Source organism: Catenuloplanes nepalensis, assembly GCF_030811575.1.
Lineage (GTDB): Bacteria > Actinomycetota > Actinomycetes > Mycobacteriales > Micromonosporaceae > Catenuloplanes > Catenuloplanes nepalensis.
On record NZ_JAUSRA010000001.1, the window covers coordinates 1,243,883 to 1,267,982 of the forward strand.

General features: G+C 70.7%; 25 protein-coding genes. 23 read left to right on the forward strand and 2 right to left on the reverse strand.

From position 1 onward, the window contains the following. The first annotated feature begins 3 nt into the window (after nucleotides 1–3). The 8 genes from J2S43_RS05195 to J2S43_RS05230 all read left to right on the forward strand — a co-directional run bounded on the left by J2S43_RS05195 (nucleotide 4) and on the right by J2S43_RS05230 (nucleotide 7,619). Complete coding sequence (locus J2S43_RS05195) at nucleotides 4–804, forward strand: hypothetical protein (protein WP_306827408.1); 801 nt, start codon at nucleotides 4–6, stop codon at nucleotides 802–804. Beyond that, on the forward strand, nucleotides 801–2,036 hold the full coding sequence (locus tag J2S43_RS05200; RefSeq protein WP_306827409.1) for a pyridoxal-dependent decarboxylase: 1,236 nt from the start codon (nucleotides 801–803) through the stop codon (nucleotides 2,034–2,036). Before J2S43_RS05195 ends, J2S43_RS05200 begins: the two co-directional genes overlap by 4 nt. Nucleotides 2,037–2,171: 135 nt before the next feature. Continuing rightward, a complete protein-coding gene (locus J2S43_RS05205; RefSeq protein ID WP_306827410.1) occupies nucleotides 2,172–2,981 on the forward strand; it encodes an SAM-dependent methyltransferase in 810 nt (269 codons plus the stop codon). Between the two features lie 295 nt (nucleotides 2,982–3,276). After that, nucleotides 3,277–4,095, forward strand: coding sequence for an SAM-dependent methyltransferase (locus J2S43_RS05210; RefSeq protein ID WP_306827411.1), 819 nt, complete (start codon nucleotides 3,277–3,279; stop codon nucleotides 4,093–4,095). Further along, on the forward strand, nucleotides 4,086–5,072 hold the full coding sequence (locus tag J2S43_RS05215; protein WP_306827412.1) for an SAM-dependent methyltransferase: 987 nt from the start codon (nucleotides 4,086–4,088) through the stop codon (nucleotides 5,070–5,072). The genes J2S43_RS05210 and J2S43_RS05215 overlap by 10 nt, the downstream gene beginning before the upstream one ends. After that, entirely contained in the window at nucleotides 5,069–5,668 is a 600-nt protein-coding gene (locus tag J2S43_RS05220; RefSeq protein ID WP_306827413.1) for a nucleoside-diphosphate kinase, read from the forward strand. Before J2S43_RS05215 ends, J2S43_RS05220 begins: the two co-directional genes overlap by 4 nt. Nucleotides 5,669–6,050: 382 nt before the next feature. Then, on the forward strand, nucleotides 6,051–6,938 hold the full coding sequence (locus J2S43_RS05225) for a site-specific integrase (RefSeq protein ID WP_306827414.1): 888 nt from the start codon (nucleotides 6,051–6,053) through the stop codon (nucleotides 6,936–6,938). 69 nt (nucleotides 6,939–7,007) lie between these two features. Next, nucleotides 7,008–7,619, forward strand: a complete 612-nt coding sequence (locus J2S43_RS05230; RefSeq protein ID WP_306827415.1) for a DUF6879 family protein — start codon at nucleotides 7,008–7,010, stop codon at nucleotides 7,617–7,619. Here J2S43_RS05230 and J2S43_RS05235 read toward each other — a convergent pair. Beyond that, nucleotides 7,571–7,948, reverse strand: a complete 378-nt coding sequence (locus J2S43_RS05235) for a hypothetical protein (RefSeq protein WP_306827416.1) — start codon at nucleotides 7,946–7,948, stop codon at nucleotides 7,571–7,573. The genes J2S43_RS05230 and J2S43_RS05235 overlap by 49 nt on opposite strands. A 90-nt stretch (nucleotides 7,949–8,038) precedes the next feature. On the opposite strand from J2S43_RS05235, the gene J2S43_RS05240 reads away from it, so the two are divergent. The 15 genes from J2S43_RS05240 to J2S43_RS05305 all read left to right on the forward strand — a co-directional run bounded on the left by J2S43_RS05240 (nucleotide 8,039) and on the right by J2S43_RS05305 (nucleotide 22,455). Continuing rightward, nucleotides 8,039–8,431 carry a hypothetical protein gene (locus J2S43_RS05240; RefSeq protein ID WP_370881748.1) on the forward strand — a complete coding sequence of 131 codons (393 nt, stop codon included), beginning with the start codon at nucleotides 8,039–8,041 and terminating at the stop codon, nucleotides 8,429–8,431. Nucleotides 8,432–8,661: 230 nt separating this feature from the next. Beyond that, a complete protein-coding gene (locus J2S43_RS05245; RefSeq protein WP_306827418.1) occupies nucleotides 8,662–9,153 on the forward strand; it encodes a hypothetical protein in 492 nt (163 codons plus the stop codon). Further along, nucleotides 9,141–9,266, forward strand: coding sequence for an SAM-dependent methyltransferase (locus tag J2S43_RS42130; protein WP_370881598.1), 126 nt, complete (start codon nucleotides 9,141–9,143; stop codon nucleotides 9,264–9,266). The genes J2S43_RS05245 and J2S43_RS42130 overlap by 13 nt, the downstream gene beginning before the upstream one ends. After that, entirely contained in the window at nucleotides 9,250–9,780 is a 531-nt protein-coding gene (locus tag J2S43_RS05250; RefSeq protein WP_370881749.1) for an SAM-dependent methyltransferase, read from the forward strand. The genes J2S43_RS42130 and J2S43_RS05250 overlap by 17 nt, the downstream gene beginning before the upstream one ends. A 199-nt stretch (nucleotides 9,781–9,979) precedes the next feature. Beyond that, complete coding sequence (locus J2S43_RS05255; RefSeq protein WP_306827420.1) at nucleotides 9,980–10,807, forward strand: Scr1 family TA system antitoxin-like transcriptional regulator; 828 nt, start codon at nucleotides 9,980–9,982, stop codon at nucleotides 10,805–10,807. Nucleotides 10,808–11,489: 682 nt separating this feature from the next. Beyond that, nucleotides 11,490–12,308, forward strand: a complete 819-nt coding sequence (locus J2S43_RS05260; protein WP_306827421.1) for a class I SAM-dependent methyltransferase — start codon at nucleotides 11,490–11,492, stop codon at nucleotides 12,306–12,308. A 160-nt stretch (nucleotides 12,309–12,468) separates the two neighbouring features. Then, on the forward strand, nucleotides 12,469–13,509 hold the full coding sequence (locus J2S43_RS05265; protein ID WP_306827422.1) for an ABC transporter substrate-binding protein: 1,041 nt from the start codon (nucleotides 12,469–12,471) through the stop codon (nucleotides 13,507–13,509). Nucleotides 13,510–13,706: 197 nt separating this feature from the next. After that, a complete protein-coding gene (locus tag J2S43_RS05270) occupies nucleotides 13,707–14,495 on the forward strand; it encodes an NADAR family protein (RefSeq protein ID WP_306839203.1) in 789 nt (262 codons plus the stop codon). 234 nt (nucleotides 14,496–14,729) lie between these two features. Beyond that, nucleotides 14,730–16,007 carry a class I adenylate-forming enzyme family protein gene (locus J2S43_RS05275; RefSeq protein WP_306827423.1) on the forward strand — a complete coding sequence of 426 codons (1,278 nt, stop codon included), beginning with the start codon at nucleotides 14,730–14,732 and terminating at the stop codon, nucleotides 16,005–16,007. 130 nt (nucleotides 16,008–16,137) lie between these two features. Then, nucleotides 16,138–16,923, forward strand: coding sequence for an NADAR family protein (locus tag J2S43_RS05280; protein ID WP_306827424.1), 786 nt, complete (start codon nucleotides 16,138–16,140; stop codon nucleotides 16,921–16,923). Next, nucleotides 16,881–17,930 (forward strand): LysR family transcriptional regulator, encoded by a 1,050-nt coding sequence (locus J2S43_RS05285; protein WP_306827425.1) that lies wholly within the window; start codon nucleotides 16,881–16,883, stop codon nucleotides 17,928–17,930. The genes J2S43_RS05280 and J2S43_RS05285 overlap by 43 nt, the downstream gene beginning before the upstream one ends. A gap of 175 nt (nucleotides 17,931–18,105) precedes the next feature. Further along, on the forward strand, nucleotides 18,106–18,768 hold the full coding sequence (locus tag J2S43_RS05290) for a 2'-5' RNA ligase family protein (RefSeq protein ID WP_306827426.1): 663 nt from the start codon (nucleotides 18,106–18,108) through the stop codon (nucleotides 18,766–18,768). After that, a complete protein-coding gene (locus J2S43_RS05295; RefSeq protein ID WP_306827427.1) occupies nucleotides 18,765–19,190 on the forward strand; it encodes a hypothetical protein in 426 nt (141 codons plus the stop codon). The genes J2S43_RS05290 and J2S43_RS05295 overlap by 4 nt, the downstream gene beginning before the upstream one ends. After that, nucleotides 19,187–20,176, forward strand: coding sequence for a Scr1 family TA system antitoxin-like transcriptional regulator (locus J2S43_RS05300; protein WP_306827428.1), 990 nt, complete (start codon nucleotides 19,187–19,189; stop codon nucleotides 20,174–20,176). The genes J2S43_RS05295 and J2S43_RS05300 overlap by 4 nt, the downstream gene beginning before the upstream one ends. A gap of 65 nt (nucleotides 20,177–20,241) precedes the next feature. After that, nucleotides 20,242–22,455 carry an AMP-binding protein gene (locus J2S43_RS05305; RefSeq protein ID WP_306827429.1) on the forward strand — a complete coding sequence of 738 codons (2,214 nt, stop codon included), beginning with the start codon at nucleotides 20,242–20,244 and terminating at the stop codon, nucleotides 22,453–22,455. Between the two features lie 102 nt (nucleotides 22,456–22,557). Here J2S43_RS05305 and J2S43_RS42135 read toward each other — a convergent pair whose 3' ends face one another. After that, nucleotides 22,558–23,679, reverse strand: coding sequence for a DUF6545 domain-containing protein (locus J2S43_RS42135; protein ID WP_370881599.1), 1,122 nt, complete (start codon nucleotides 23,677–23,679; stop codon nucleotides 22,558–22,560). Between the last annotated feature and the right edge of the window lie 421 nt (nucleotides 23,680–24,100).

A 24,100-nucleotide genomic window follows, 5' to 3' on the forward strand; every position in this document is an offset into this window, starting at 1 on the left:
CCGATGAGAGGCGTGGACAGGCGGCGGTTGCAGGCCGTCGAAGAGGCGAGCGGACCACCGCCGGCCGCGGTCCCGGCCGTCCATTTGAGCGTGGACGCGGACATGCACCTGCGCCGGTCCGCGCTGGAGCGGTTGCGGCTGATGAACACCTTGCATGCGCGGCACGCGTGGGAGAAGCGCCATGCCGATCCGATTGCCGCGTACGGGCTGGCACTGCTGTACGTCGCTGCGGACGACGACCACGGGCGGCGGGGGGTGAAGGCGGCCACGAAGCTGTGGTTGGCCGAGCCGAAGACGGCGGATCTGCCGCGCCTGCTGTACGGGCTCACCCTCGCCGTCCAAGCGCAGGCCGGGAACGCCGGCTACGACCCGCGTCAGGAGCTGGCGACCAGCACCGACAAGATGGATGACGGTGCACGATACGTCGGGCTCGGGGTGTCGAGCCTGGACACGCACAGCGGCACCTGGGACCAGGTGCAGAACCGGGTGTCCCGGTATACCGACGTGCCGGGCACGGTCCGGGTCGTACTCGGCACGGACACGGCGATCGTGGCGGATCGGCGGGGCCTGGACGAGTTCAACACGTGGACGGTGCACACGACGCACGCGCTGAGCGCGTCGATCGCGGACGCTCCGTTCCCGTACGGGTCGGTCACCCCGGCGCAGCTGGAGGACGATCCCGCTCATGGTCTCGTCCTGCGGTGGATGCGGGAGCTGCATTTCGCGTTCTGGCGCGCAGACGTCGCCCGGCTGGAGGCCGCACAGCGCGCGCAGCAGGTGGCCGCGCACCGGAGGCGGCCGTGACCGCCGTGCCGGCCGCGGCCGGCACGGACGCGATGGTGGCGCGGCTACTGGCCGAGCTGCAGGATCGGCGCCGCTACGACATCGGGTTCCCCGGCGCGACCGACCTGACGTTTCCCGCCCTGGCGAAAATAGTGACGGGCCAGCTGCTCAACAACGTCGGTGACCCGTGGGATGAGGGGCACGGTCACAACCACACCAAGGACATCGAACGGCGGGTCGTCGACCTGGTCGCGGACCTGCTGCGAGCCCCGGCCGGCCGGTGGGGGTACGTGACGACCGGCGCGTCGGAAGGCACCCTGCACGCCCTGAATGCCGCGTGGCAGGACCACCCGGACGTGGTCGTCTACGCCTCGGCGGCCGCGCACTATTCGGTGACCAAGGCGGCGCGGCTGCTGAAGCTGCCGCTGGTGCAGATCCGCACCGACGCCACCGGCCGGATGGACGTCACCGACCTGGCCGGGGAACTCGCCCGGCGCCGGGACCGGCCGGCCATGGTCGTCGCGACCGCGGGGACCACGATGAGCGAAGCCGTCGACGATGTCACCGCGATCCGCGAGGTGTGCGACGACCTCGCGATCCTGCGGCGCCGGATCCACGTCGATGCGGCCCTGTCCGGCATCCCCTTGGCGCTGCTGCCCGAGAAGGCACGGCCGGGGTTCGACTTCACCGCCGGCGCGACGAGCATGGTCATCTCCGGGCACAAGTTCCTGTCGACGCTGATGCCGTGCGGTGTGCTCATCCACGACCGTCGACCGGCCGGCCCGGCGGGCCGGGTGGTCTACACCGGCAGCGCCGACACGACGATCACCGGGTCGCGGTCCGGGCACACCCCGCTGCTGCTGTGGTGGGCACTGACCACCCTCGGCCGCCGCGGCCTGCACCGGCGCGCCCAGCAATCCCGTAAACTCGCCGCCTACACCCAGCAGCAGCTGACCCGGATCGGCTGGCCGCACGCCCGGAATCCGCACGCTTTCACCGTCACCCTCGCCCAGCCCCCGGCGGCGGTGATGCGCAAGTGGGTGCTGGCCGGCGACGGCCAGACCGCGCACATCGTGTGCATGCCGGGCGTCACCCAGGAGCAGATCGACGAATTCCTCGACGACCTGCGGGCCTCAGACCTGGCTCGTCCACGGCTGCATGTGGTGCCGGATCTCGATGCCGCGGTCACGCCGCTCCGCGCGCCGCGCCCCCGCGCGCGGCGATCACGCGTCGCTCGTGGAGAACTCCGATGACCGGACTCTGCCCGCGACCCCGACCGTGGCACGCCGTGACCGGCGCGCACACCACCAGTACCAGCGCCGCATCGCGTTCTCCGGGCCGGTGCCTGAGCGCACTACTGCACGCCGCCCGGCGGGAGGGAGCTAGTGATGGATGACCTGCCGGTGCTGCCGGAGCCGCCGGGCGGTGCGATGTTCCCGCGCCCGGCGTTCGTGGCCGCCCGCCTGCTCGGGCAGGACGTCGGTACGCCGGTCGAGCGGGCGGCCGCGGAGGCGGCCGCCCGGGAGGCGCCCGAGTGTGTCGCCGTGCTCCAGGACACCGACACCTTCCGGGTGCGCGCACTGCACTACCTGGCCATACACCGCATGCGGCAACTCATCGTCGCGGGCGGCGGCATCTGGACGTCACCGGTGGCCGCAGACCTCGCGGCGCAGATCGGTGCCGGGACACGGACGGTGTTCGTCGACGACGACGCCGAGACCACCAGGTTCCTCACCGGCCGGCTGGACGGGCAGGGCACGGCGGTGGCGGTGACCGCGGACCTCACCGACCCGGACGAGGTCTTCGACCATCCCGCGCTCCAAGGCCTGCTCGACCTCCACCAGCCGGTCGGACTGGTGCTCATCGGGACGCTGAGCCGGATCGCTGCGCGGGTCGACACCCAGCCCACGCTTGCCCACTACATTCTGCGGCTGCCCCCGGGCAGCCTGCTCGCGGCCAGTGCCTGGACCTTCGACGGGCTGTTAGGCGCCGACCGGGAACGCTGGCGGCGGCACGCCCGGGTCCACGACATCGGAGACGGCTGGAGCAGCCGCGACGTCTTCACCGAAGACCTGGAAGACGTCGAGCTGATGGCACCCGGGATCACGGCCGCCCGTGACTGGGCGCCCGCCCACCGCGCCGGCGCAGGCCCATCTTGGCCGCCGCGGGTGTACGCGGCGATCGGACGCCCGCGATGACCGCACGCCCTCCGGTCCGCGGTCGGCGTCCGGCGCACCGGAGTTCACATTTCCGCACTTCGGTACCTGCGGCTCCTTGCCCGCTGCGGGTGCCGGCCGAGGGCGTGGCAGGACGCCTCTCACTGTGCGCACGCCGTCCTGCCGCGCCGGGAGGTGGCGCGCCGGCTGACCCCCCGGCTGCGGCGCGCCACCTCCCTCTACCTCAGCCGACCCTTGTGCCCGGAAGGTTCACCGTCACGATGCCTACTACCACGGGCCGGTCCGCCGCTGCCGCTGTCACCGCCGGGCGGCGGCGATGACGAACCCGTTCACACCGATCGACGCGACCAGGCCCCACGCGGCTCGCGTCTATGACTATCTGCTTGGCGGGAAGGACAACTTCGCCGTCGATCGTGCCGCCGCGGACGCGCTGCTGGCTGAGGTGCGGTCTGCGGAGGCTGCGGCGCGCGCGAACCGGCGGTTCATGCAACGCGCCGTGGGCTTGCTGGCCGGGCAGGGTGTGCGGCAGTTCCTGGACCTCGGGACCGGTCTGCCTACGTCACCGAACGTGCACGAGGTCGCGCAGAGGTATCAATCGGATGCCCGGGTCGTATATGTCGACAACGACCCGCTGGTGCTCGCGCACGCCCGTGCGCTGCTGACCAGTCACCCGGACGGGGTCACCGCCTACGTCGGCGCGGACGTGACCGACGTCGCGGCGGTTCTCGACGATCCCGATCTGGCCACGACGCTCGACTTCGGCCGGCCGGTCGCGGTGCTGGCCATCGCGGTCGCGCACTTCCTGCCCGGCGACACCGCGCACCGGACGATGGACCGTTACCGGGAGGCGTTGTCGCCCGGGAGTTATGTGGCGGTCAGCCACTTCACCACCGACCTGCTCGATGATGCCGCCGCGCGGCGTGCGCGGGAGGCGGCCGCACGGATGCGGACCGGCGTGGTGCCCCGCACCCGCGCGCAGTTCGCCGACTTTTTCGCCGGCACGCGGCTGCTGGACCCGGGCATCGTCCCGGTCCACCGGTGGCGCCCCGACGAGGCCGAGACCCACGCCCAGGCCGGAGCCGGTCTGACCGATGCGCAGGTCAACATGTGGGGAGCGGTGGGACGATGCGACTGAAGCACACCGGTCACCTGTGTCTTCCGCGCGTCTGGCCGGGACGGGCCACGGCGGCTGCGGGGGAGCCGGGCACCGAGGGCGAGGGTGCCTGGTATGAGCGGATGTTCGCGGTGGCGCCGGGGCTGGGGCGGGTACGGGCCCGGCCGGCGGGGGTGGAGGCGGACCTGCTGGACGGGCTCGCGGGTACGGCCGCTGACCGTGCGATGGTGCAGGTCCTCAACGACGCGGATCCGCGCTGGCGGTGGTGGGTGGCCGCGCACCGGGAGTTCCAGCGCCACGCCCTCGCCTACGCGGTCAGACGCGGGGTGCGGCAGGTCCTCGACCTGGGATGCGGGTATGCGACAGCCACGGGGTCGGCGTACACGTGGGTGTGCGAGTGGGAGGACCGCAACCCCGGCGGACGGTTGGCCTATCAGGGCGTCGATGCGGACCCGATCGTGGCGCACACGCTGGACAGGCACATGCGGACGGTGCCGCACCACGCCAGCCTGCAAGCCGACATCGACGACATCGACTCGGTGCTGACGCTGCTGCGGCTGGCCGGCCGTCCGCTGGATTTCGGCGCGCCGATGCTGATCGTCGCGGCCGGTGTGTTCCAGCATGTCGCCGATCCCGGCCTGATTCTGGGCCGGCTGCGGCGGCAGGTGGCAGCCGGGACGATACTGGCCGTGTCCCATCCGGACCTGCCGGACCCGGCCAGCATCGTGCTGTGCGCGGCGGTCGACCGCTACCGGGACGAGGTGGCCCCGTGGTATCCGAGGCCGGCCGATACCGCCGCCGGCATGCTCGACGGGTGGGAGGTGCCCGCCGGTGGGGTGATGCCGGTCGGCCGCTGGCGTGCACCGGCACCGTCCGGCACCGAGCATGAGCCGGTACTGGAGGAGATCGCCGACGCCCCGGGCTGGGCGGTCCTGGCCATCGCCGGCCCGGCATCGGCGACCGGACAGTCCGGCGCGGCACGTGGTGGACCGGCGTGAGCGGGCGGGCGCGCGCGGCAACGCCGCAGCAGGTGAAGGAGCGGACCGTCACGCGGGATGCCGACGGTCTGCCGGTGGATGTGGACTGGGCGTGGTGGACGGTGCTGCTGCTCAAACCCGACTGCCACGCGCGCGGTCTCGTTCCCGCCGTGCTGCGGGATATCGGCGGGAACGGGCGGCGCGTGGTGTCGGTGCTACCGGTCCGGCCCACCTGGGCGCAGCTGCGCGCCTTCTACGGTGTCGACCTCAGGGCGGATCCGTCCGGGTGGGCTGCGGCGGGTCTGCGCGCGGCGCTGTGCGGCACGCGCTGCAGTGCCGCGCTCATCCACGGTGACCTGGCCGCCCCGGCCGTGAACGCGCTCATCGGTGCCAGCGGGGACCCGGCCGCGTGTTATCCGACAGCGACAGTCCGCGGCCGCTTCGGCAACGACTCCGCCGCCGCCGCGGCCGCGGAGGGCCGGGCGGTGAACAACCTCGTCGACGCGTCCGCGTCGGTGGGCACCGTCCGCGCTGACTTTCTGGTGTGGTTCGGCCCGGCATACGCCGGTCTGCTGGCCGAGGCCGCCGGTGCCGGCACCGGCCCGGGTGAGTGGTGACGGCGCGGACCGCCGATGCCGCCCTCGGTATCTGCGCCGGTCCGACAGGTTCGGAGCCGCCCCGCCGGCAGAGAGCGCACCCCAAACCCGGCAAGCCGGCCCGGCCGGTTGCCCGTCTGGGCCCCGGCTGCGAGCCCGTCGCCAGCCAGCCGGAGCGTCCCATAGGTGAGGAGCAAGCATTGATCGTCGTGCCACCAAGGTCACCCGGACGTCATCTGCCGCCTGCGCAGAGGCCGCGCCATCGCTGGCGTGGACGAGCGGCCTACGCGCCGGTACAGGTCGTGGCACGGGCAGCGGGACGCCGCGGTGCAGGCCGGCACGGCCGGTGGCCGGCACCACGCCCACGATGCTTCGCGCGCCCGACTCCGGAGGGGCCCCGCCGGTGAGCGACACCGCCCAAGAGCCGAGGACCGCCCGCGTCATGCGCCGGGAGTCGCGGCTGCCGCCCGCACTCGTCGAGGTGCTGCGCGGCGCGTCCGGGGACCTGACGTGGCGCGCCTTGGCCGCGGTCGCCTATGAGGTCGGCTGGACGTGGCAGGGCATGGGCAACGCGCTCAACTGCAAATGGTCTCGTGTGCGTTACGCCGCGACATCAGCCCCGGAGCATGAGAAGGCCGCCGTGCGCGCGGCGGGCGTGATGGTGCCGTTCACTCCGCCGTACCCGACGCTGGCCAGTGATGAGGCCGCGGAACTGGCTGAGTTGCAGACAGTCGCGGTTAAGGCCCGCGCCGGTCAGCCACCGGATCATCCGGCGCAACTGGCCGCCAAGCGCTTCACCGCACTGCTGCACGCACACCGTCAGCGGGACGTGCCGGTCGCGGTTCTCGCCGCCGCTGCCGGAGTCGCGGAGAGCGCCATCTATCTGCGGTTCGGGCGTGCCGGGCTGGGCAAGCTGCCGCCGTCGCAGACCTACCAGGCACGCCGGGATAGACGCCGCAACGTCCCGGCCGAGCCGGACAAACTCCTACGGTGGGCGCCGCTGATCGACGCGTTCATCGCGCACCTGACAACCGACGCTGCTCTGCGCCCCGCCACCGTGGACAGCTACGCGCACACCCTGCGCCGGTTCGCGCTCAGGCACCCGGACCTCGACCCGGCCGATGTGACCGACGACATCGTCGACGCGCACGTCGCCCTGCTGCGGCAGCAACCCAAGGCACGTGAAAGGACCGGTCACTTCCGGCGTTGGCTGCGCTGGTGCGCCGCGACCGGCCGCATCGACGCCACCCGCTCCGCAACCGCCCACCTTCGCCCACCCACCGGCCTTTGACCGGGCCCGCAACGCCGACACCCCATCGGGTCGCGGCACCGCACCGACGACACAGGAAAGGCCTTCGCCATGCCCGACACTCTGGTCCTTCCCCGCGGGCGGCGGCTGAACGCCGCAGCGTTCAAGGCCGAGTTCGCGGAGCGGTTCTGGAACATCCGTGAGCACGACTTCTGGAAACTCGAACGGCAGCAGACGTTCACCGAGCCCGGCGATGCCAGCTGGGAAGCCTTCCGCGCCGGTGACTGGAACACCGCCCTGCACCTGATGGAAGCGCGCCGGGCGGAGTACGAGGACGACGCCCGGCGGATGCGCGAGGTCGGCCTGACCTCGTACCGGGTGCGGGTGATCGAAACGCCGCTGGCGCCGTACCTGCAGTGGGAACTACACCTGCTGCGGCTGATGGGCACCATCTCCGACCGGATCCGTGTCATCGACGTCTCACTCGTGCGCACGCACGAGTCGCACGGCGCGCTGCCCGAGTTGGTCTGCCTCGGCCCGGACCTGACCTTCGAGGTGCGCTACAACGAAAACGGCGCGGTAGACGGCGCGATCCGGCACACCGGTACGGATCTCACCAGCACCTGCCGCCGGCTCATCCAGACCCTGTACGAGGCCGGCGAAGACGTCGTCACCTACGTCGATCGCGAGGTCGCACCGCTACCCCCGCCAGCTGCTTTCTGATTCCCTCGGACGGGGGCGGGTTTCCCAGGGGAGCTTTCCGTAACCTGTCGGTTGGCCGCGCCGTCTCGGGTCGTTTCCGGGCTGTATCGGTTGGTGAGGTAGCTGTCGAGGTTCGAGCCGGCCGGGACGAAGTCGGGGCTGTCGTGCAGGAGCGCGGCGATCAGGTGGGGCCGGGTGTCGGGCTGGTGGGTGATGAGGGTGGTGGCGACCTGGGTCGCGTGGGCGTGGGCGGGGCGGTCGTCGATGATGTGGCCTTGACGCCAGCGGCGGGCGTCGGTGAGGGCGTGCTCGATGAGTGATGGCGCGGCGTGGCGAAAAATGCTGGTCATCGTGTGGGTACCGCGTTCGTCGATAGCATGGGTTGCATGGGACCGAGGCCGAGGTGGCGTGAGGACACCTGCGGGATCTGCCCGGCGCAGATGCTGGGTCCTGGAGAATTCGATGTGCTGGGTCGGCCGGGGCGGGAGTTCGGCTACCGGCGCGAGGTCGGCTGGCGGGTCGGGCCGGACGGGACTGCGGTGTGTGTGCATCCGTACCGGGTGGGGCTGCCGCCCGGCCGGTACGCCTCGGCCGGAGAGCCGGTGCCCGAGTCCGCTGATGAAGGGTTGCTGCCGTCGGAGGAGGCGTTGCGGCTGCCTGAGGCGCTCGATGATCTGGAGGGGTGGCTGGTCGCGACCCTACGGGTGGCCGACGATGACGAGATCTTCTCCGCCGTGCGGCGCGCGGAGCAGGCGGCTGCCGTGCGGTTCGCACCCGACGCAGTCGTCACCGCGCTGCGCCGGGTGCTGTCGCGGGAGCTGACCCGGCGTTAACCGACCGCGACCGGCGCGCGGCCGGCCTCGAACTCGATGTCGTGAGCCCGCCCGGAACCCGCACGCCGGCACCGGCGTAGCGGATGTCCAGGGTCCGTTCGAGTGCGGGGTGGATGGATGGGTAGGCCAGGTAGCGGTTGCTTCGCCGGCGAGGTTGTCGCCGCAGCCGACAGGATCTTGCTCTGGGGCTGCGTACCGCGCTGGAGGGCCGGGCGTGCAGCGTGGCCCTCGTGCACGGCGACCTGGCCGCGCCGCGCCTGAACGCCCTCATCGGTGCCAGCGACGATCCGGCCGCCTGTCAGCCCGTGGCGACGATCCGGGGCCGCTTCGGGTGCGACAGCGCCGTGGCCGCGGCCGCGGAGGGCCGGCCGGTGGACAACCTGGTGGATTGCTCCGCGCACGCGGGAAGCGTGCACAGCGATTTCCTGGCGTGGCTCGGCCCGGAGCATGCCGGCCTGCTGAGTTTCCCGCCGTCGCGTACCGGTGTGCCGGGGAGCGGGACGGAGGACGTGCGTGATCCGGGCCGGGCACCGTCGGCGGCGTTCCGGTGCGGGCAGGGGGAGCGGGCGGTGACGGCTGGTCGCGGGGTGGATCCCGGCGTGGACATCGTCGATCCGCAGGCGGCGCGGGTGTACGACGCTGGGCTGGGCTGGGCGGGGTGCACCACTTCGAGGTCGACCGGGCCTTTCTGGCTGCGGCCGAGACGCGCGTGCCGGGAGTGACTCTGGCGGCGCGCGCGAACCGTGCGTTTCTGCGCCGGGCGGTGCGCTGGCTGCTCGCCCAGGGCGTCCGCCAGTTCGTGGATATCGGGGTCCGGTATCCCGGCGGTCGATAGCGTGCATGAGGTCGCGCGGGCTGCGGCCGGTGACGCGGGTGGTGTGTACGCCGACATCGATCCGATCGTCGTCGACCTCGGCTGCCGGATGGTGCGTGACCCGCCGCAGGTCCTTTACCACCCGCAGGTACTGGACCTGATCGACTTCGGTGAGCCGGTCGCGGTGCTGGCCGGGCTGGTGTTCGGCTTCGTCGGCGACGCGGCGGCACCCGCGCGGATTCTTCGCCGGATCAGCGAGAACCTCGTGACGGGCAGCTACCTGGTGATGTCCCGCATCGGCCCGGACCCGGCACCGCCCGGCCGGCTCCGGCAGCAGCGCGCCCTGGAATTGTGCGCGCAGGCGGAAATGCCGGTGACCGTGCGCTCCCGCGACCAGATCGCCGGGCTCCTGCCCGCCGCGTGCGACCTGGTCGCGGCGGGTGTCGTTCCCGTCACCGCCTGGCATCCCGATCCAGAGGACGCCGACGACCTGCCCCAATGGGCCGTGCTGGCTGCGGTCGCCTATACACGCTGACGGCGGTGGGCGGGGCGGGTCGCTGGTTGCCGGGGCGTGCGCAAGCGGCGCGGACTGCTCTGAAGACACGCACGCCCGACCGCTTCGCCCGGTGCGCATCGGTTGCTCTGGTGTGGCGGGGCCGGGCGGGTTTGCTGGTAGAGCGCGGCGTTGCCTAGGCTGCATCGTTGGCCGCCGTCTACCAGAGCAGGCAGGGATCGTGTCCGAGCGCACTCCTCCACCGATCGGTGCCGAGCTGCGCTGGATGCGCCAGGCCGCCGGCCTGTCCGGACCGAAGCTCGCTGCGGCGATGCGGACGGCCGACCCGGACCATGCGGTCAGCCAGAGCAAGGCATCGCGGATGGAGTCCGGCGCCTATTCGGCCCGGCGCGCGGAGGTGCACCTGTGGCGGGCGGTCTGCCTGGACGCCGCCCGGGAACGCGCCGCAGACCTTTCACTGTCAGTTGCGGCCCATCGCGACGTGCTGGTTGCGATCGCGCGGATGGAATCCCCGGAGTACATCGGGGAGCTGGACCGGCTGGTGGACGGCGATGACGAGGCGCTGGCATGGCCGGCTCTCTACCGGGGCGCCGCCGGTGGCCGCGCCGGGCACGAGCAGCTGTTCCAGACCGCGCGGCAGGCGTTCTGGTTCGCGCCACTGACCGTGCCCTCACCCCTGCTGCCGGACGCGCCCGCGCCTGGGTGCCCGGGCCGGCTGCTGATCACCCCGCACGCGCTGAACGCCGCCGCCGGCGATGACGACGCCGATCCGTCCGCGGTGCGGCAGCACCTCGCCCGCCTGGTAGACGCCGGTGACCTTGAGGTGCTGATCCTGCCGCGCGCGGCCGGCTGGCCGTACCCGCCGCAGTCGCCGTTCGCGATCTACCACCCGCGCACCGGCGCGGGCGTGCCGACCGTCGTGATCGACACCTACAGCGTCCAAATCCGGCTGTCCGAGGCCGCCGACATCAGCGACCACCACGACGTCTTCAAGGCACTGGCCACGATAGCGCTGCCCGTCACGCCGACCGCGCTGATCGCGGCCTAACACCACTCCCGGCCCCACACGCGCGGGGCGCACGGAGCCCAGCCCGGCCACCCGTGATCCACGGGACGGCCCCGCATGTTGGCGGGGCGCCGCGCCGGCGGGTTCTGCGAGCCGCACGCCTGTCGCAGACATGCGTGGCGATCTGTTCGTCGGAGTGCGCGGGCGCCACCCTGGGCTGGCCATCTCCTCCGGCGTCAGCCGCCGTCAGGCACCGGGCGCCATCGACGGCGTCCGTGAAGGCGCTGACCGGCCAGCGTGACTGGCGGAGACCCTGACCACAGACGACGTTCGCTGGCGCAAGGGCTCAACTTTGCTAGCGAACGGCAGCCCGCGTGCCCGTCAACCTTCGCCCGGGTCGTACACGGTGCTCGACAAACCGGGCTGGTCATTCCCGCCGCCGCCTGCACGGTTGCTGACCCGTGTCCAGCACCTGAGGCGAAGGCTACGCCGGCTGTGGAATTTGCGTGCACGACAACCTTGCTGGATATCACATGGCTCACATAGACTCCTCATATCACTATGCGACCTATGCGAGCGCGTAGTGGTGGCCGCCCGCTCCCGTGACGCACCGCCCAGGCGGCCGCCCACGGCAGACCGGACGTCCGCACTCCACACCACCGTCTGGCATCCATTGCCGGGCGTGGCGTCGGCGGCACGCGCATGCCCTCTCTCAGGAGCTTGGATGACGACTACGGCGTCGGGCGATACGGCCCCGTCACCTGCATACTTTCTCGACAACGGCAGCGACCAGGCCCCTGGCAGCCTGCACGCGCTCGCCGGCACGCTCGACGGCATCACGTTCTCCTGGCTGGAGTCGCTGGTCGGGCCGGGCGAGGACTGTGTGGAGCTCGGCCCCGGGGCCGGAACCCTCACCATGTGGCTGGCCCGCCAGGTCGGACCGACCGGCAGCGTGCTCGCCCTCGACCTCGACCCACGTCATGTTCCCGCGCACCCACGTGTGACGGCGCGGGTGCACGACCTCACCCGCGAGCCGCTCCCGGCACAGCCGGCGCACCACTACATCGCCCGGCTCGTCCTGGCCCACCTCACCAACCGGCGTGAGCTGCTGGTCCAGGCCCGGCAGCGCCAGCGCCACGGGGGCCGGTTCACCACCATCGACTGGGGCCGTGAGCCCGCAAAGCTGATCGCAAGCGCCGTGGTGGGCGCGCGCGAGACGTTCGACGACTACCAGAGCGCACTCCGCAAAGTCCTCGCCGGCACCGGCAACGACGGCACCTTCGCGGAAAACGCGGTCCACCACATGATCGACGCCGGATTCGACGAGGTCGAACAGCACCGGTGGAGCACGACCTGGAACGGCGGTAGCGCTGCTACCGACCTCGTCACCGCCGTCTCGATCGAGAAAGCGGTCGACCTGGCCGCGCACGGCTTCGGCCCGGACCAGCTCGCCAGGCTGCATCTGGTCATGGCCGACCCGGACACCTCGATCATCGGGAACCTGACGTACTGCACGACCGGCCGCGTCCGCGCCGCCTCCTAGACCGGCGGTGCCGGCCCCCTGTCGAGCGGTAACCGGCACCGCCGCCCCACCCCAGATTCCGCACCACTGCGGCCACCGCGGACCAGCCTTCATTCCTGGTCTCGCGGTGATGCCGCGCGCCCGTTGCACGGGCCATAACCGTGAGAGGAACACCCCTTCCGTGAACGCACGACTTCCCCGCAGGCTCCTGACCGCCGTCATCGCGGCCGTCCTGCTCGGCTCCACCGGATGTACCGGCGACGCCAACCCGAACACCAGCCCCAGTGGCGGGCTCACCAAGGTCACCGTCCTGACCGCGATCCGGATCCAGGGCCAGGACGCCCCCTGGGCCGTGGGCGAGGCCAAGGGCTTCTTCCGCGAGCGCGGCATCGACCTGACGATCGTCGCCGGGCAGGGCACCGGCGACAACATCGCGGCCCTGGAATCCGGTGCGGCGCAATTCGTGATCGCCGATCTGAACGCGCTCGCCCTCATCTACGACGGCCGGCTGAACCAGGACCCGCGCGCGCAGGCGCCGTGGGTCGGGATCGCGGCGATCTACCAGCAGACGATCAGCGCGATCGCCGCGCACCCGGACGCCGGCATCACGACCGTGAACGACCTCGAAGGGAAGACGGTCGGCTACCAGGAGGGCGGCGTCAACAAGACGCTCTTCCCGGCCGTGGCCGGTCAGACCGGCGTCGACGACAACGCGATCAAATGGGTACCCCTGGGCGACCTGCGTGGCGCGTTGGTGAGCCGCAAGGTCGATGCGGTGACTGACAACGTCACCGGGATCCCCGTACTGCGCAGGAAGCTCGGCGGCCGGGAGCCGGTGATGCTGACGTACAGCACGTGGCTGACCGACGGCTACAGCAACACCTGGACCACCAGCCGCGACCTGCTGGCCAGGGACCCCGATCTGGTGCGACGCTTCCGGGACGCGGCGATGGAATCCCTCGTCTACGCCATCGACCACCCGGGCGAAGCCGCCGACGCCCTCGCCGCCGCCGAACCCACCTACGACCGCGACACCGCGGCCGAGGAGATCACCAAGCTGCGGCCATACGTGTACGGCGCCGACGGCGTCGGCACGATCACCGGCCCCCGCTTCAACAGGGGCATCGCGTCGATGGCGGCCATCGGTGTCCTGAAACACCAGAGCGAGATCACCGTCGACTCGCTCGTCGACCCCACGATCGCCGTCCCCTACACCCCCTGACGATGACGCCCGGCACCACGCCTTCTTCAGCGGAGGACCACCCGGACCACGGCCATCGGGACCGGGCGGCCCTCCGGCGGTGCCCGGCGCAGGGCACCGGACCTTCACGACAGGCCCGGCGCCCCGGGATACGCGCGCCGGGCACCGCCCACCAGCTCGCACCGTCGCCTGCGCAGAAGGGAGCGCCTGTGCTGCCCATGGCCTCGTCGCCGATCGGCGATGCCGCCGAAGGCGTGCCCGGGAGCCTGCCGCCGCTCGTGGTCCGGCACCGAAATGACCCATACGGCTTCCTGACCACATACACCCGCTTCCGGTTCGTCCTCGACGGGCAGGAGTGGCCAAGCGTCGAGCACTACGTGCGGGCCCGCAGTGTCAACGACCCCCATGTGCCGGTGGTCATCGCGGCGGCGGTGACGGCACGCCGGGCGGCCGCGCTGTCGCGGCTGGCCGGCGTCCGGGACGGCTGGGCGCAGGAACGCCGCGACGTGATCCGGCGGGCGGTCACCGCGCGCCTGGTGCAGCACCCGCGGATGGTGGCGGCGCTGCTTGCCACCGGGAACCGGCTGCTGGTCGTCAGCAGCCGGCACACCGACGACAACGTGATCGGCGAAGAGCTGATGCGGCTGCGTGCTGCGCTGCCGGCGCAGCTCGCCGCGGCCATCGAGACAGCCGCGACCCTGACGCCTGCGCCCCTGCTCGGGCGGCCATGGGTGATGTTCGGCGAGCGCGCCATCGTCTGGCCTGAACCGCCGCGCGCCCGCAACCTCGCCGCACACGCATTCCGCGCGCTCACCGCGGCCACTCCTTCACACGGGCAGGCGAACGGCGGCGGACCGGACAACGCCGGGACGTTCGCCACGCCGACCGGAACCGTCCTGTGGCGGCCCGGTCCACCCGTGCCGGTGGCCGACGGCGCTGCGCTGGACACCGACATCACCTGCGTGTGGGCGCCGTCGGTCGTCCCGCTGCGGCCGTTCAGCCGGTGAACCCCGACGCGCTGCCGTCGCATCGGCTACCGGGACTGCCTACCCGCCGTCCTACGGCGCCGCGGCGAAGACCGCGGGCATCGCGTGGATCGGGGTGGCCGCCCCGGTCCCTCGACTCGTCCGCACCGACCACCGCTGCTCCCGCCGCGCGAGGCCGGCGGAGGGCTGCCGCCACGCCCCGGGCCGGTACGCCACGACAGCGCACTCGCCGCGACAGCTCTACCGGAGAACGCCATGCCATCACCTGACGGCGCCGCTAGGCCGCACGCCGATCTCGCCCTGGAAATCGGGCAGGCGCTGGAACGTCTGGCTGACACCAGCCCGGACCGGCCCGCGATCATCGACGATGACGGCACGCTCACCGTGGCGGACCTGGTCACGGCCGCTGCCCGGCGTGCCCAGGATTTCGACAGCGCCCCGGGAAGACTCGTCGACGTCGCGCCGTTCGGCCGGGAGCTGATCATCGGCGTTCTCGCCGTCTGGCTGGCCGCCGGCATCCCCCGGGTCAGCAATCAGCAGCAGCCCTGTGACCGGCGCGCGCGTCGGCTGCCGCACACCTGCCGTCCGTGGCTGGCCGGTGAAGCGCGCTACGGCGGCGGCGACCGGACGGTGGTGCTGGGCGGTGCCGCGCCGCTGGCCCCGCTCACACCGGCATTGCGGCCTGGCCCAGGGCAGGTGCTCCTGGTCAGTCAGAGGCTGCGTCGCCTGCCTGTGCTCCATACCGTGCTACGGCATCTGCTGGACGGCGGCATCACGGTGCTCGTCGGCCGTCCACGTTCACCGGTCAGTTGCTGGCGTCAGGCCGTCAGCCGTTGGCCGGACGCGTGGGCGATGCCCAGCGCCGAGCACTTGGACGTTCTCCTTACCGGACCCGCCGATGCCGTCGCCGCGGGCCTGCGCGCCTTGATGTATACCGATCTCCCCAGCGACACTGCGGCGTTGCAGCGGGCCGTCAGCGCCCGCGGGAGTACCCGGATGCTGCGCGTGTACGACCGGCTCGGCTACACCTGCGTGCAGGAGTCGGCGGGCCTGCTGCAGCCGGTGGCCGGCAGCCGGATCCGCATCGTCGACGCCGACGGTAACGTCTGCGGCCCCGGCCGGACCGGCACCCTCGAAGGCACCGGTGCCTACGACCTGACCTGTCACGACATCACCGCACCCTGCCCGGAACCCGGTACCTGGCACAGCGTCGGTGACCTCGGCATGGTCACGGCCGCCGGGGACCTCGCCTGGGTCGACCTCGGTACCGCGCACCGCGCGGTCGTCGACGGCACCCGGGTGGCCTTCAACCGGATCTTCCGCGCGGTCCGCTACCACCCGGCGGTGGTTTCCTGTCGCGTGCACGCCATCCCCGATGACCGCCGCGGACACGCGATCGCGGTCCGTGCTCTCACCACGGGCCATCTCGACCCGGAAGTCCTCATTGACCATTGCCGGCGTGCCTTGCCGCCGGAGCACCAGCCTGCCCTCATCACCGCCACCGCCGTCCGGCTTCCCGAGGCCCGGCGATGAACCGCCGCCCTGCGGCCGGCGACCGGCGCAAGCGGCCACGCTCTCTCGCGCAGGGCCACCGCCTTCGGCACATCGGTGGACACCGCTCTCACTCCGGTACACCGCCTCACGACCACAGAAGGGCACGCGTGTGCCGTCCGTGACTCCGCCGCCAAACGGCGACCTCTGCGACGATGCGGCCAGTAGCCTTCCACCGCTCGTGGTCCGCAGTCCTGAAGACCCCTACGGCTTCCTGTGCACGCGCGGCCGGCTCCCGTTCGTCCTCGGTGCGATCTGGCCGACCGTCGAGCACTACATCTGGGCTCAACGCACCGCCGCCCCGGACATGGCCGATCGCATCGCCTACGCATCATCTGCGCGCCAGGCCAAGGTGCTGTCGACGATGGGAGACGTCCGCTCGGGCTGGCGTGAAGAGCTGCCCGACGTGATCCGGCGCGCCGTGACCGCGAGACTCATGCAGCATCCGCGCATGATGGCGATGCTGCTCGACACCGGCAGCCGGCCCTTGATCGTGTCCAACAGCCACACCGGGGACAACCTGATAGGCGAACACCTGATGCGGCTGCGCGCCGACCTGCCGGCACAGACCGAGGCGGCCATCGCGACCGCCGTGCGCCTGACCCCGCCTCATCTGCGGAACAGCCCGTGGGCGATGTTCGGCGAGCGCGCCATCGTGTGGCCTGACGTCCCGCGCGGCCGGACGCTCGCCGCGCTCGCCTCCCAGGCGTTAGCCGAGGCCATCCGACCGCACACGGGCGCCCGTGCCGGCGAGCCGGATGGTGCCGTGACGGTCGAGCTGCCCACCGCGACGGTCCTCCTGCGGCCCACCACACCCGCGTCCGGCACCACGGCGATACCCGACATCACCTGCGCGTGGATGCCGAAGGTCACACCGCTGCGCCCGTTCAGCCGCTGACACCGGCGGCCCGCGGCCCACCCGCTGTGGCCGGCCACCTGGATGACGATCAACCTGTATCCCGTTCGGAGGAGACCTTGTCTACCCCAGAGCACGTCGGTGCGCCGAGCACGCATCAGCTGAGGCTGTTGCTCGCGGTTGCCGAACATCTGCACTTCGGGCGGGCCGCCGCATCGATGGGCCTGACCCAGTCGGCGCTCAGCATGCAGGTCGCCGCGGCGGAGGAGACCCTCGGGGTCCGCGTGCTGGAGCGCACCAGCCGGTCAGTGCGTCTGTCGGAGGACGGCCACGCACTCGTGCCGGTGATCGCGGCGGCTGTCGCTGCGATCGATCACGTGATCGCCACCGCCGGCTCGCTGCGCGAAAACCGTGACCGCAAACTGATCGTCGGGGTAGCCGACCTCGAGGCGGCGCAGCCGCACACCGCAGCGTTCTTCCACCACCTGCGCACCGCCCGGCCGGACATGCGGGTACAGACACGCGAGCTCGCGTTCGGGGAGCAGTTCCAAGCCCTCGCCGCCGGAAAAGTCGACGTCGCGTTGCTGCAAGGGCCACTCCCGGACGGGATCGAGGCAGCACCACTGGCCACGGTGGCCCGGATGGTGTGCCTGCCGGCAACAGATCCGCTGGCACGTCGCCGCCGGCCGGTGACCTTGCGCGACCTCGCGCGGTATCCGGTGCTTGACGCACCTGCGGGTATGCCGGCGCCGTGGCTGTCGTGGTGGGCCGCCGACCCACGTCCGGGCAAGGCACCCGTCGTCTACGGGCCGGTGGTCCGTGACGTCCCGCAGCTGCTTCGCGCCGTCGCCAACGGCCGCGGTATCGCCATGCCACCCGCGCTGGCCGACGACGATCACCAGCACCCCGAGGTCGTCTTCCGCGACGTCGCAGGCCTCCCGGCATCGGAATCCGTCCTGGCATGGCGCGCGGACCGGGCATCGACCGCTGCGATCGCGGCCGCCCGCGACGCGGCCACGGCCGCGGCCGCGTCGGTGCTTCCGGCCTGACGCGCCGCCATCCACCTGCTCCCGCTGCCACGAACCACCGGTTACCAGGGGATTCGCGCAGGCGTCAGCCGCACACATCAGCAGCCTCATTTCGATCCACGGCCTGGGCGCGCCCACCGTCCCCAGACCACGCCCGGCACGTTGCCGCGACCACCCGCACCAGAAGGGAAAACTCATGATGGAGACGTTCTTCGGACCACGGCTACTCCACCATTGGCCGGCCAGGCGACCCGATCTGCACTGGCACATCCTGCCGCCGCCCGCAGCCGCCGCCCGCCTGACCGACGCCTACGCCGCGCTGACCGACCGAGCCGGACTCGCCGCCGTCGACGCGGCCTGGCTGCACTGCACCCTGCTCCACTCAGCCCCCGTCGCCGTGGTCAGCGACGCCCACCGCGCCGACATCATCGCCGCCGTCCGCGACATCTGCACCCGCATCACCCCATGGCAGATGACGGTGGAACGACCGGTACCGGGACCGGTCGCGATCGAGGCAGCCATCACTCCCGGCCAGCCGGCGCGGCAGCTGTGCCGGCTCATCACCGACGTGACGTACCAGGTGGCCGGATTCGACCCCGGCACCCCACACCCGGCCGATGGCTACTACCCGCACATGTCCCTGGCCTACGCCACCGATGACGTCCCTGACCGCGACCTGCGCGTCTGGCTGTCCGACAACCCCATCCCGCACACCACCTTCACCGTCGACGAGATCGCGCTGGTCGCGCAGTCCCACGACGGGCACAAGATCACCTGGCAGCCGATCACCACCATCCCGCTCGGCGGCACCACGGCCCCACATGACACCACCACTCCTGGCCGGACGAACGTGCAGTGACAGGCGCCCTGGCCGAAGCACGGCTTATCGACATCGCCGCCGCGCTGCTCTATCGGATGAACCACGTCGATGGCGCCGAGGACCTCTCCGACCATGATCGGCACACCATCGACGTGGGCCGCAGTATCCGTGCGACCCGCGTTCACGCGGGCTTCCTGGCCGACACCCGTACCGCGAGTGCCGATGATCTCCTGCGCTGCATCACCGCGGCCGCGCATGATCCCGCGGTCGAGTTGCGGGAAGCCGGTGGAGGAGACGTGGGTGCTCTTCCACGCGAACTGGCGCCTGTACCGTGCGGTCAATCGGGCTATCACCTGGCTCGGTTTCAGCATCATCTTCGCGCTTGCCGGGCTTCTGATCGCGGCGGTAACGCGCTGGTGACCGCCATGGCGCAGGCCGGCCCGGCGGGAGTACCGCGATGACCCGGCAGCCCTTCCGGATCGCGTCGAGCCTATCGACGCGGCATTCCCCGTTCGCCCGCTGGTCCCTGGGCAAACTCCTGCACCTGGCGCGGACTGCCGCCGGCATGTCCGCCAAAGAGGCCGCGCAGCGCACCTACTTCACCGCCAGCCACCTGCTGGCGATCGAGGCGGGCGAAATCTCCGTGCACCCGAAGAACATGGGCGACCTCTGCGACGCCTACAAGATCCAGGGCGGCCTTCGCTCGCTGGCCCTCAGGCTCGCCGCGGAGAGCCGCCGCAGCGAATGGTGGCAACAGTATGGTGTCGTACCTGCCTGGCACGCCCTGAGCGTGAGCATGGAAAACGCGGCCTGCCGGATCCGGCTCTACACCAGCGCCCTCGTGCCGGATCTGCTCCAGACCCATGAATACGCGCTGGCGGTCTGCCACCTGCAACCCGGCCTCACCAGCACCGAGATACAGCAGCACCTCACCGTCCGGATGCGTCGGCAGGAACTCCTCCAACGACCCGCCCCGCTGGCGCTCGATGTGGTGGTCGATGAGGCGGTCCTGCACCGGCAGATAGCCGGACCGGACGCCCACCACCGGCAGCTCTTACACCTGCGCGACGCCACCCAGCGCGAAGCAACGACGATCCGGGTTATCCCGTTCAGCGCCGGTGCACACCGGCCCCTCGCGCACGCAGGTTTCGCGATCTTCGACTTCGCACCCGCCGACACCACATGGTCGGCACCCACGACGGTGTACCGCGAAGACCTCGCCGGTGCCACGTACCTCCACCAACCAGCCGATGTCGAGCTCCACGGCACTCTCTGGCGCGAACTCGGCACGCACGCACTCGACCCGCACGCGTCAGCCGCACTCATCACCGCCCTCGCCACCAGCAGCGAACCGCCACCGGCGACGACCTCCATCACGGACGGCAGCACGCCGAGCATCGCGATCAGCCCCGCGCCGCCCGCCCCCTTGCCACCGCGACCGGCGTGACCACCGGTCACCTGCGATGACCACCCCACCAGCCAGCCCCGCCGTAACCACTGCCAAGGAACATCATGGACACAACGACCGCGACGTCGCCTGCCAGTGACGGTGCCGCTGGATGCGCATCACGCCATACCGAGACCACCACGAGCGCGTCCGGCGCAGCCGCCGTCCGGGAGGTCGTGCTCCTGGCGCCGCCGTTGCCCGCAAGCGTCAAGGCAGAACTGCACACCTCCGCCGCCCGCAACGAGCACACCGGGCTGATAGCGGCGATCCTGGAACGCGGCTGGCCACCGGCATCGATCGGCTATGTGCTTGGCCTGACCGACAGCGCCATCCTCCAGCGCGCCAGCACCGCGACATCGGCCGGCAAACGCCGCGCCCGCGAGCACGTGGACATCCCCACGGCCCCGCCTCCCGCGCTGCATCCGGAACAGGCAGCCGAGCTGACCCGGCTGATCACCCTCATCCGCGCCGAACATCGAAGCTCACCCGCCGTAGCGGACGGGCGCATGAGGCTGGCCCAGCTGCTGGCCGACTACGACCGTGCGGGACTCACCGCGACACGCTTAGCGGAGGCAGCCGGCGTGCCTGCGGAATTGATCAGGTACGAGAGGAAACGGGCCGGCCTCACCGCGACACGGGATCCCCACGTCGATGACGGGCTTGAGACATTCAGCAAATACCTGAAGGACATCGGCCTGGTCGAGACCACCGTCCAGAATTGCCGCGCCTTCATCCGCGGATTCCTCACCGCCCACGCGCTGCCCTACACACAGATCACCGCGGGCATGGTCGACGCCTACATCAACCCCGGCCGCATCCACCCCCACCACGCCGACCGGCGATGGATGCTGCGCCTGTGGCAGAGCTGGTGCCGCGCCGAGCAGGACGCGATCTTCCCGGCCAGCGCAACGCTACCCGACGAGATCACCGACGAGCTACGCGCCGCCATCGCCCGCGGCGACGCTGCCGCACTGATCGGCGAGCTACGTGCCGACGGCTGGCCGGAATCTGTCATCGGTACCGCACTGGACCTCACCCCCGACGCCGTGTGGGCACTCACCACACCACGAGAGTCGCCCGCCCTGGCGCGGCAAGCCACGGATGCCTCACCGGTGACGATCCGCTATCTGCCCGGTCCCGCCATACCGGCCGCAGCCACGGCGTCGAGCACCGACACGACCGGCGCGGAACCGCAGCGGACCGCAACGCCGGTGCCGGGCCGCGGCCGGGCGACCGTACCGGACCGCGGCAGGCAACCCTGGCCGGACCTACGCACCGCGATCATGACGCACGCCGCACGACAACCGCACCTACCGGCAATCATCGGCGACGGCTTCACGGTCACGTACGCCGATCTACACGCCACCGCAGCCGCGCTCGCCGACCGGCTACCCGTCACCGACGGCCGGCTGGTAGCGCTACCGGCCACCGACGACCCCACCACGACCGTCGACATCGTCGCCGTCACCTTGGCAGGTGGCGTGCCGCTACCCATCGACGCACGCCTGCCCAGCCGCCGCCACGACAGCCTGATCGACCGCGCGACCCGGCTACCGCACCGGTGCGGAGCCTGGCTGGCCACCGGCAGCGCCCACGACGGCACCTACCGGATCACCGTCACCGGAGGCGAATCACCCGCCCACCCCCGAAAAGCCGACGCCCTGCGACTGCCCGGACCCGGCCGGACCGCACTGATCACACTTCCCCTGCACGAACACCAGGCCGCCGAGACCGCGCTACGGATCCTCGCCCGCGGCACCACCCTGCTGTTATGCGACCCGCACGCCCCATCCACCACAGTTGCCGACATCATCGCTACCCACCAGCCCACCTGGGCGCTGCTAGCAGAGCCACACCTAACCAGCCTGGCCAGCGACATCACCACCAACCCGGCCCACGAGGCACTGACCAACCTGAACACGATCATCACCACGCGACGACCTGACCTCACCTACGCCCACCTCGAGAGCACCCTCCCACCCGGCACACTCATCTACTGGTGGGAGCCACCCGCCCACGACGGCGCCCTCTTCCCCGGCACCAGCAAAGCAGGCACACCCATCTCCGGCCTCCAGATCCGCATCGCCCATCGCGGCCACACCCCGGGCAGCACACCGGACGCAGGACCGATCGAGGCGCGCAACCCGAGGGTCGTGCGTCACGACACCACCGAGCCTTGCCGAGAACGCGCCAGGGCGCCGTGGACGACCAGTGGCGACATCGGCCATCTCACCAAGGACGGTCGGCTCATCGTGACCCCGGAGACCTACCGCGCCTGACCGGCCAGCGGACGTGACCACATCGCTGGCCAACCTCATCGGTGGCCGTCGGCCGAGGACGTCGCGGCTTACCAGAGTGCGCCGCAACGAGGTGAGCAAAGATCAGCAGCTATGTGCCCACCGGGTACGAGGTGGATGAGGAGCCTTCACTGCTTGTTCGTTGAAGTTCTCTATTCCGAAGCGTCGGAATCGTGCAATGTGCGAGGCTGGGCTGTTTCCGCGGCGCACTTCGTGGACTATCGACGAGGTGCGTACGGTTTGGGCTATATCCGCCAGCCAACGGGTGCCATTTGAGGCGTGTTTGCTATATAGCTTTATGGGCCACGTAACCGTACGCCCTGTTGGCAACTCGTTGAGTCGGCTTGGCAGGGAACTGTCTCCTGTGTGAATAGCCGCCGCTCTGTCAATTGCCACGGCAATGCAGGCGGCCTCGGCGACGACCGAGCTCCTTCCTGGTGGCAGCCCGGCGTTGCGTGCCCCTTTTCGAGCTGTTTCGGCAATGTATGGATCCAGCAATCGTCGCAAATGGTGGAGGCCTTCTGTGATCTCTACAGTCATGCGAAATAGATGGATTCTACGAAGTGTGGGATGAGGCTGAGGCGGAATGCTCTCGAGTCGGGGCATGCTGAGGTCGTGGACGACGCTGCGCCAGAGTGGCCAGATTGTCTTGTAAAGGTTGTCCGTGTCAGTCCTTGGCTCAGGGCTCGCCGCCGGTAGGCGAGCGGCAGCGAAGCTGTATTGCTGGGGCACCTTACTGGGGAATGCGTCGGGGAGTACTGCAATCAGGCTGGCCACTGCCTCGGCGTCAATCTCGAAACAGCGGCCCTCGGTCTGCTGCGTGGGTGGTCGGGTGGTTCTGGTGTCGTGGCCAGAGCGGCGCAAGACGCTTAGGGCATCAACGAACCGGAACTGCGCTGCTATGGTCTCCGCCAGCGATGAACCCACATGGCCAAGCAGCATGTGCGACAGGGTGTGGAGCGTTCCGTGTTCCCGTACTAGTGCGGGTGCTGACGTGTTGGGGATGATGTAGTCGACGTCTGGGGCGGCCCACCAAAAGGCATGCAAGTCGCTGTGCGTACGGTCGGTATCGACATTGACGACCTGAATCGGCCTCCCCCGGCTTTTAGCTACCGTCTGCGTAAAGCTGCCGACGTCAAATGGATTTGGTATGGCCACTTTGAGTTGTTCGAGCTGTCGGATGGCTCTGTGCCAGTCAACCGTCATCTCTTGAATCCTTTCAGCATTGCGCCTCGTCGCTTCGCCCGGCCGTGTATGACCGAACTGGCACTCGGCCGAGGCGGCTCCGGCTGTCGGTGATGCGTGAGTTAGGTGCGGGATGTTGAGTGGGTGGCGGGATTGATGCCCGACTGTCAGCGCGATGAAATGCGAGGCGTCACCTGTCTATCGCACATTGACTGGGAGCGCTACGGCCAAGAAATGACGCGGCGCGTGCAGCGTCGTTGGCGCAACGTCGTTCGAACGATGTGGCGTAGATCACAAATGAATTTGGTTTCCTAATTCGTGTACCTAGCGGCTCGCGTGCGGTGGGCCGTGGAGAGATTCGTGCTTCGTGGCCGGCCATGACCCGCTGCGCATTCACTGCAGGGCGTCAGCAGTCCTCGGGATGTGGTCAATCGGGCTCGGC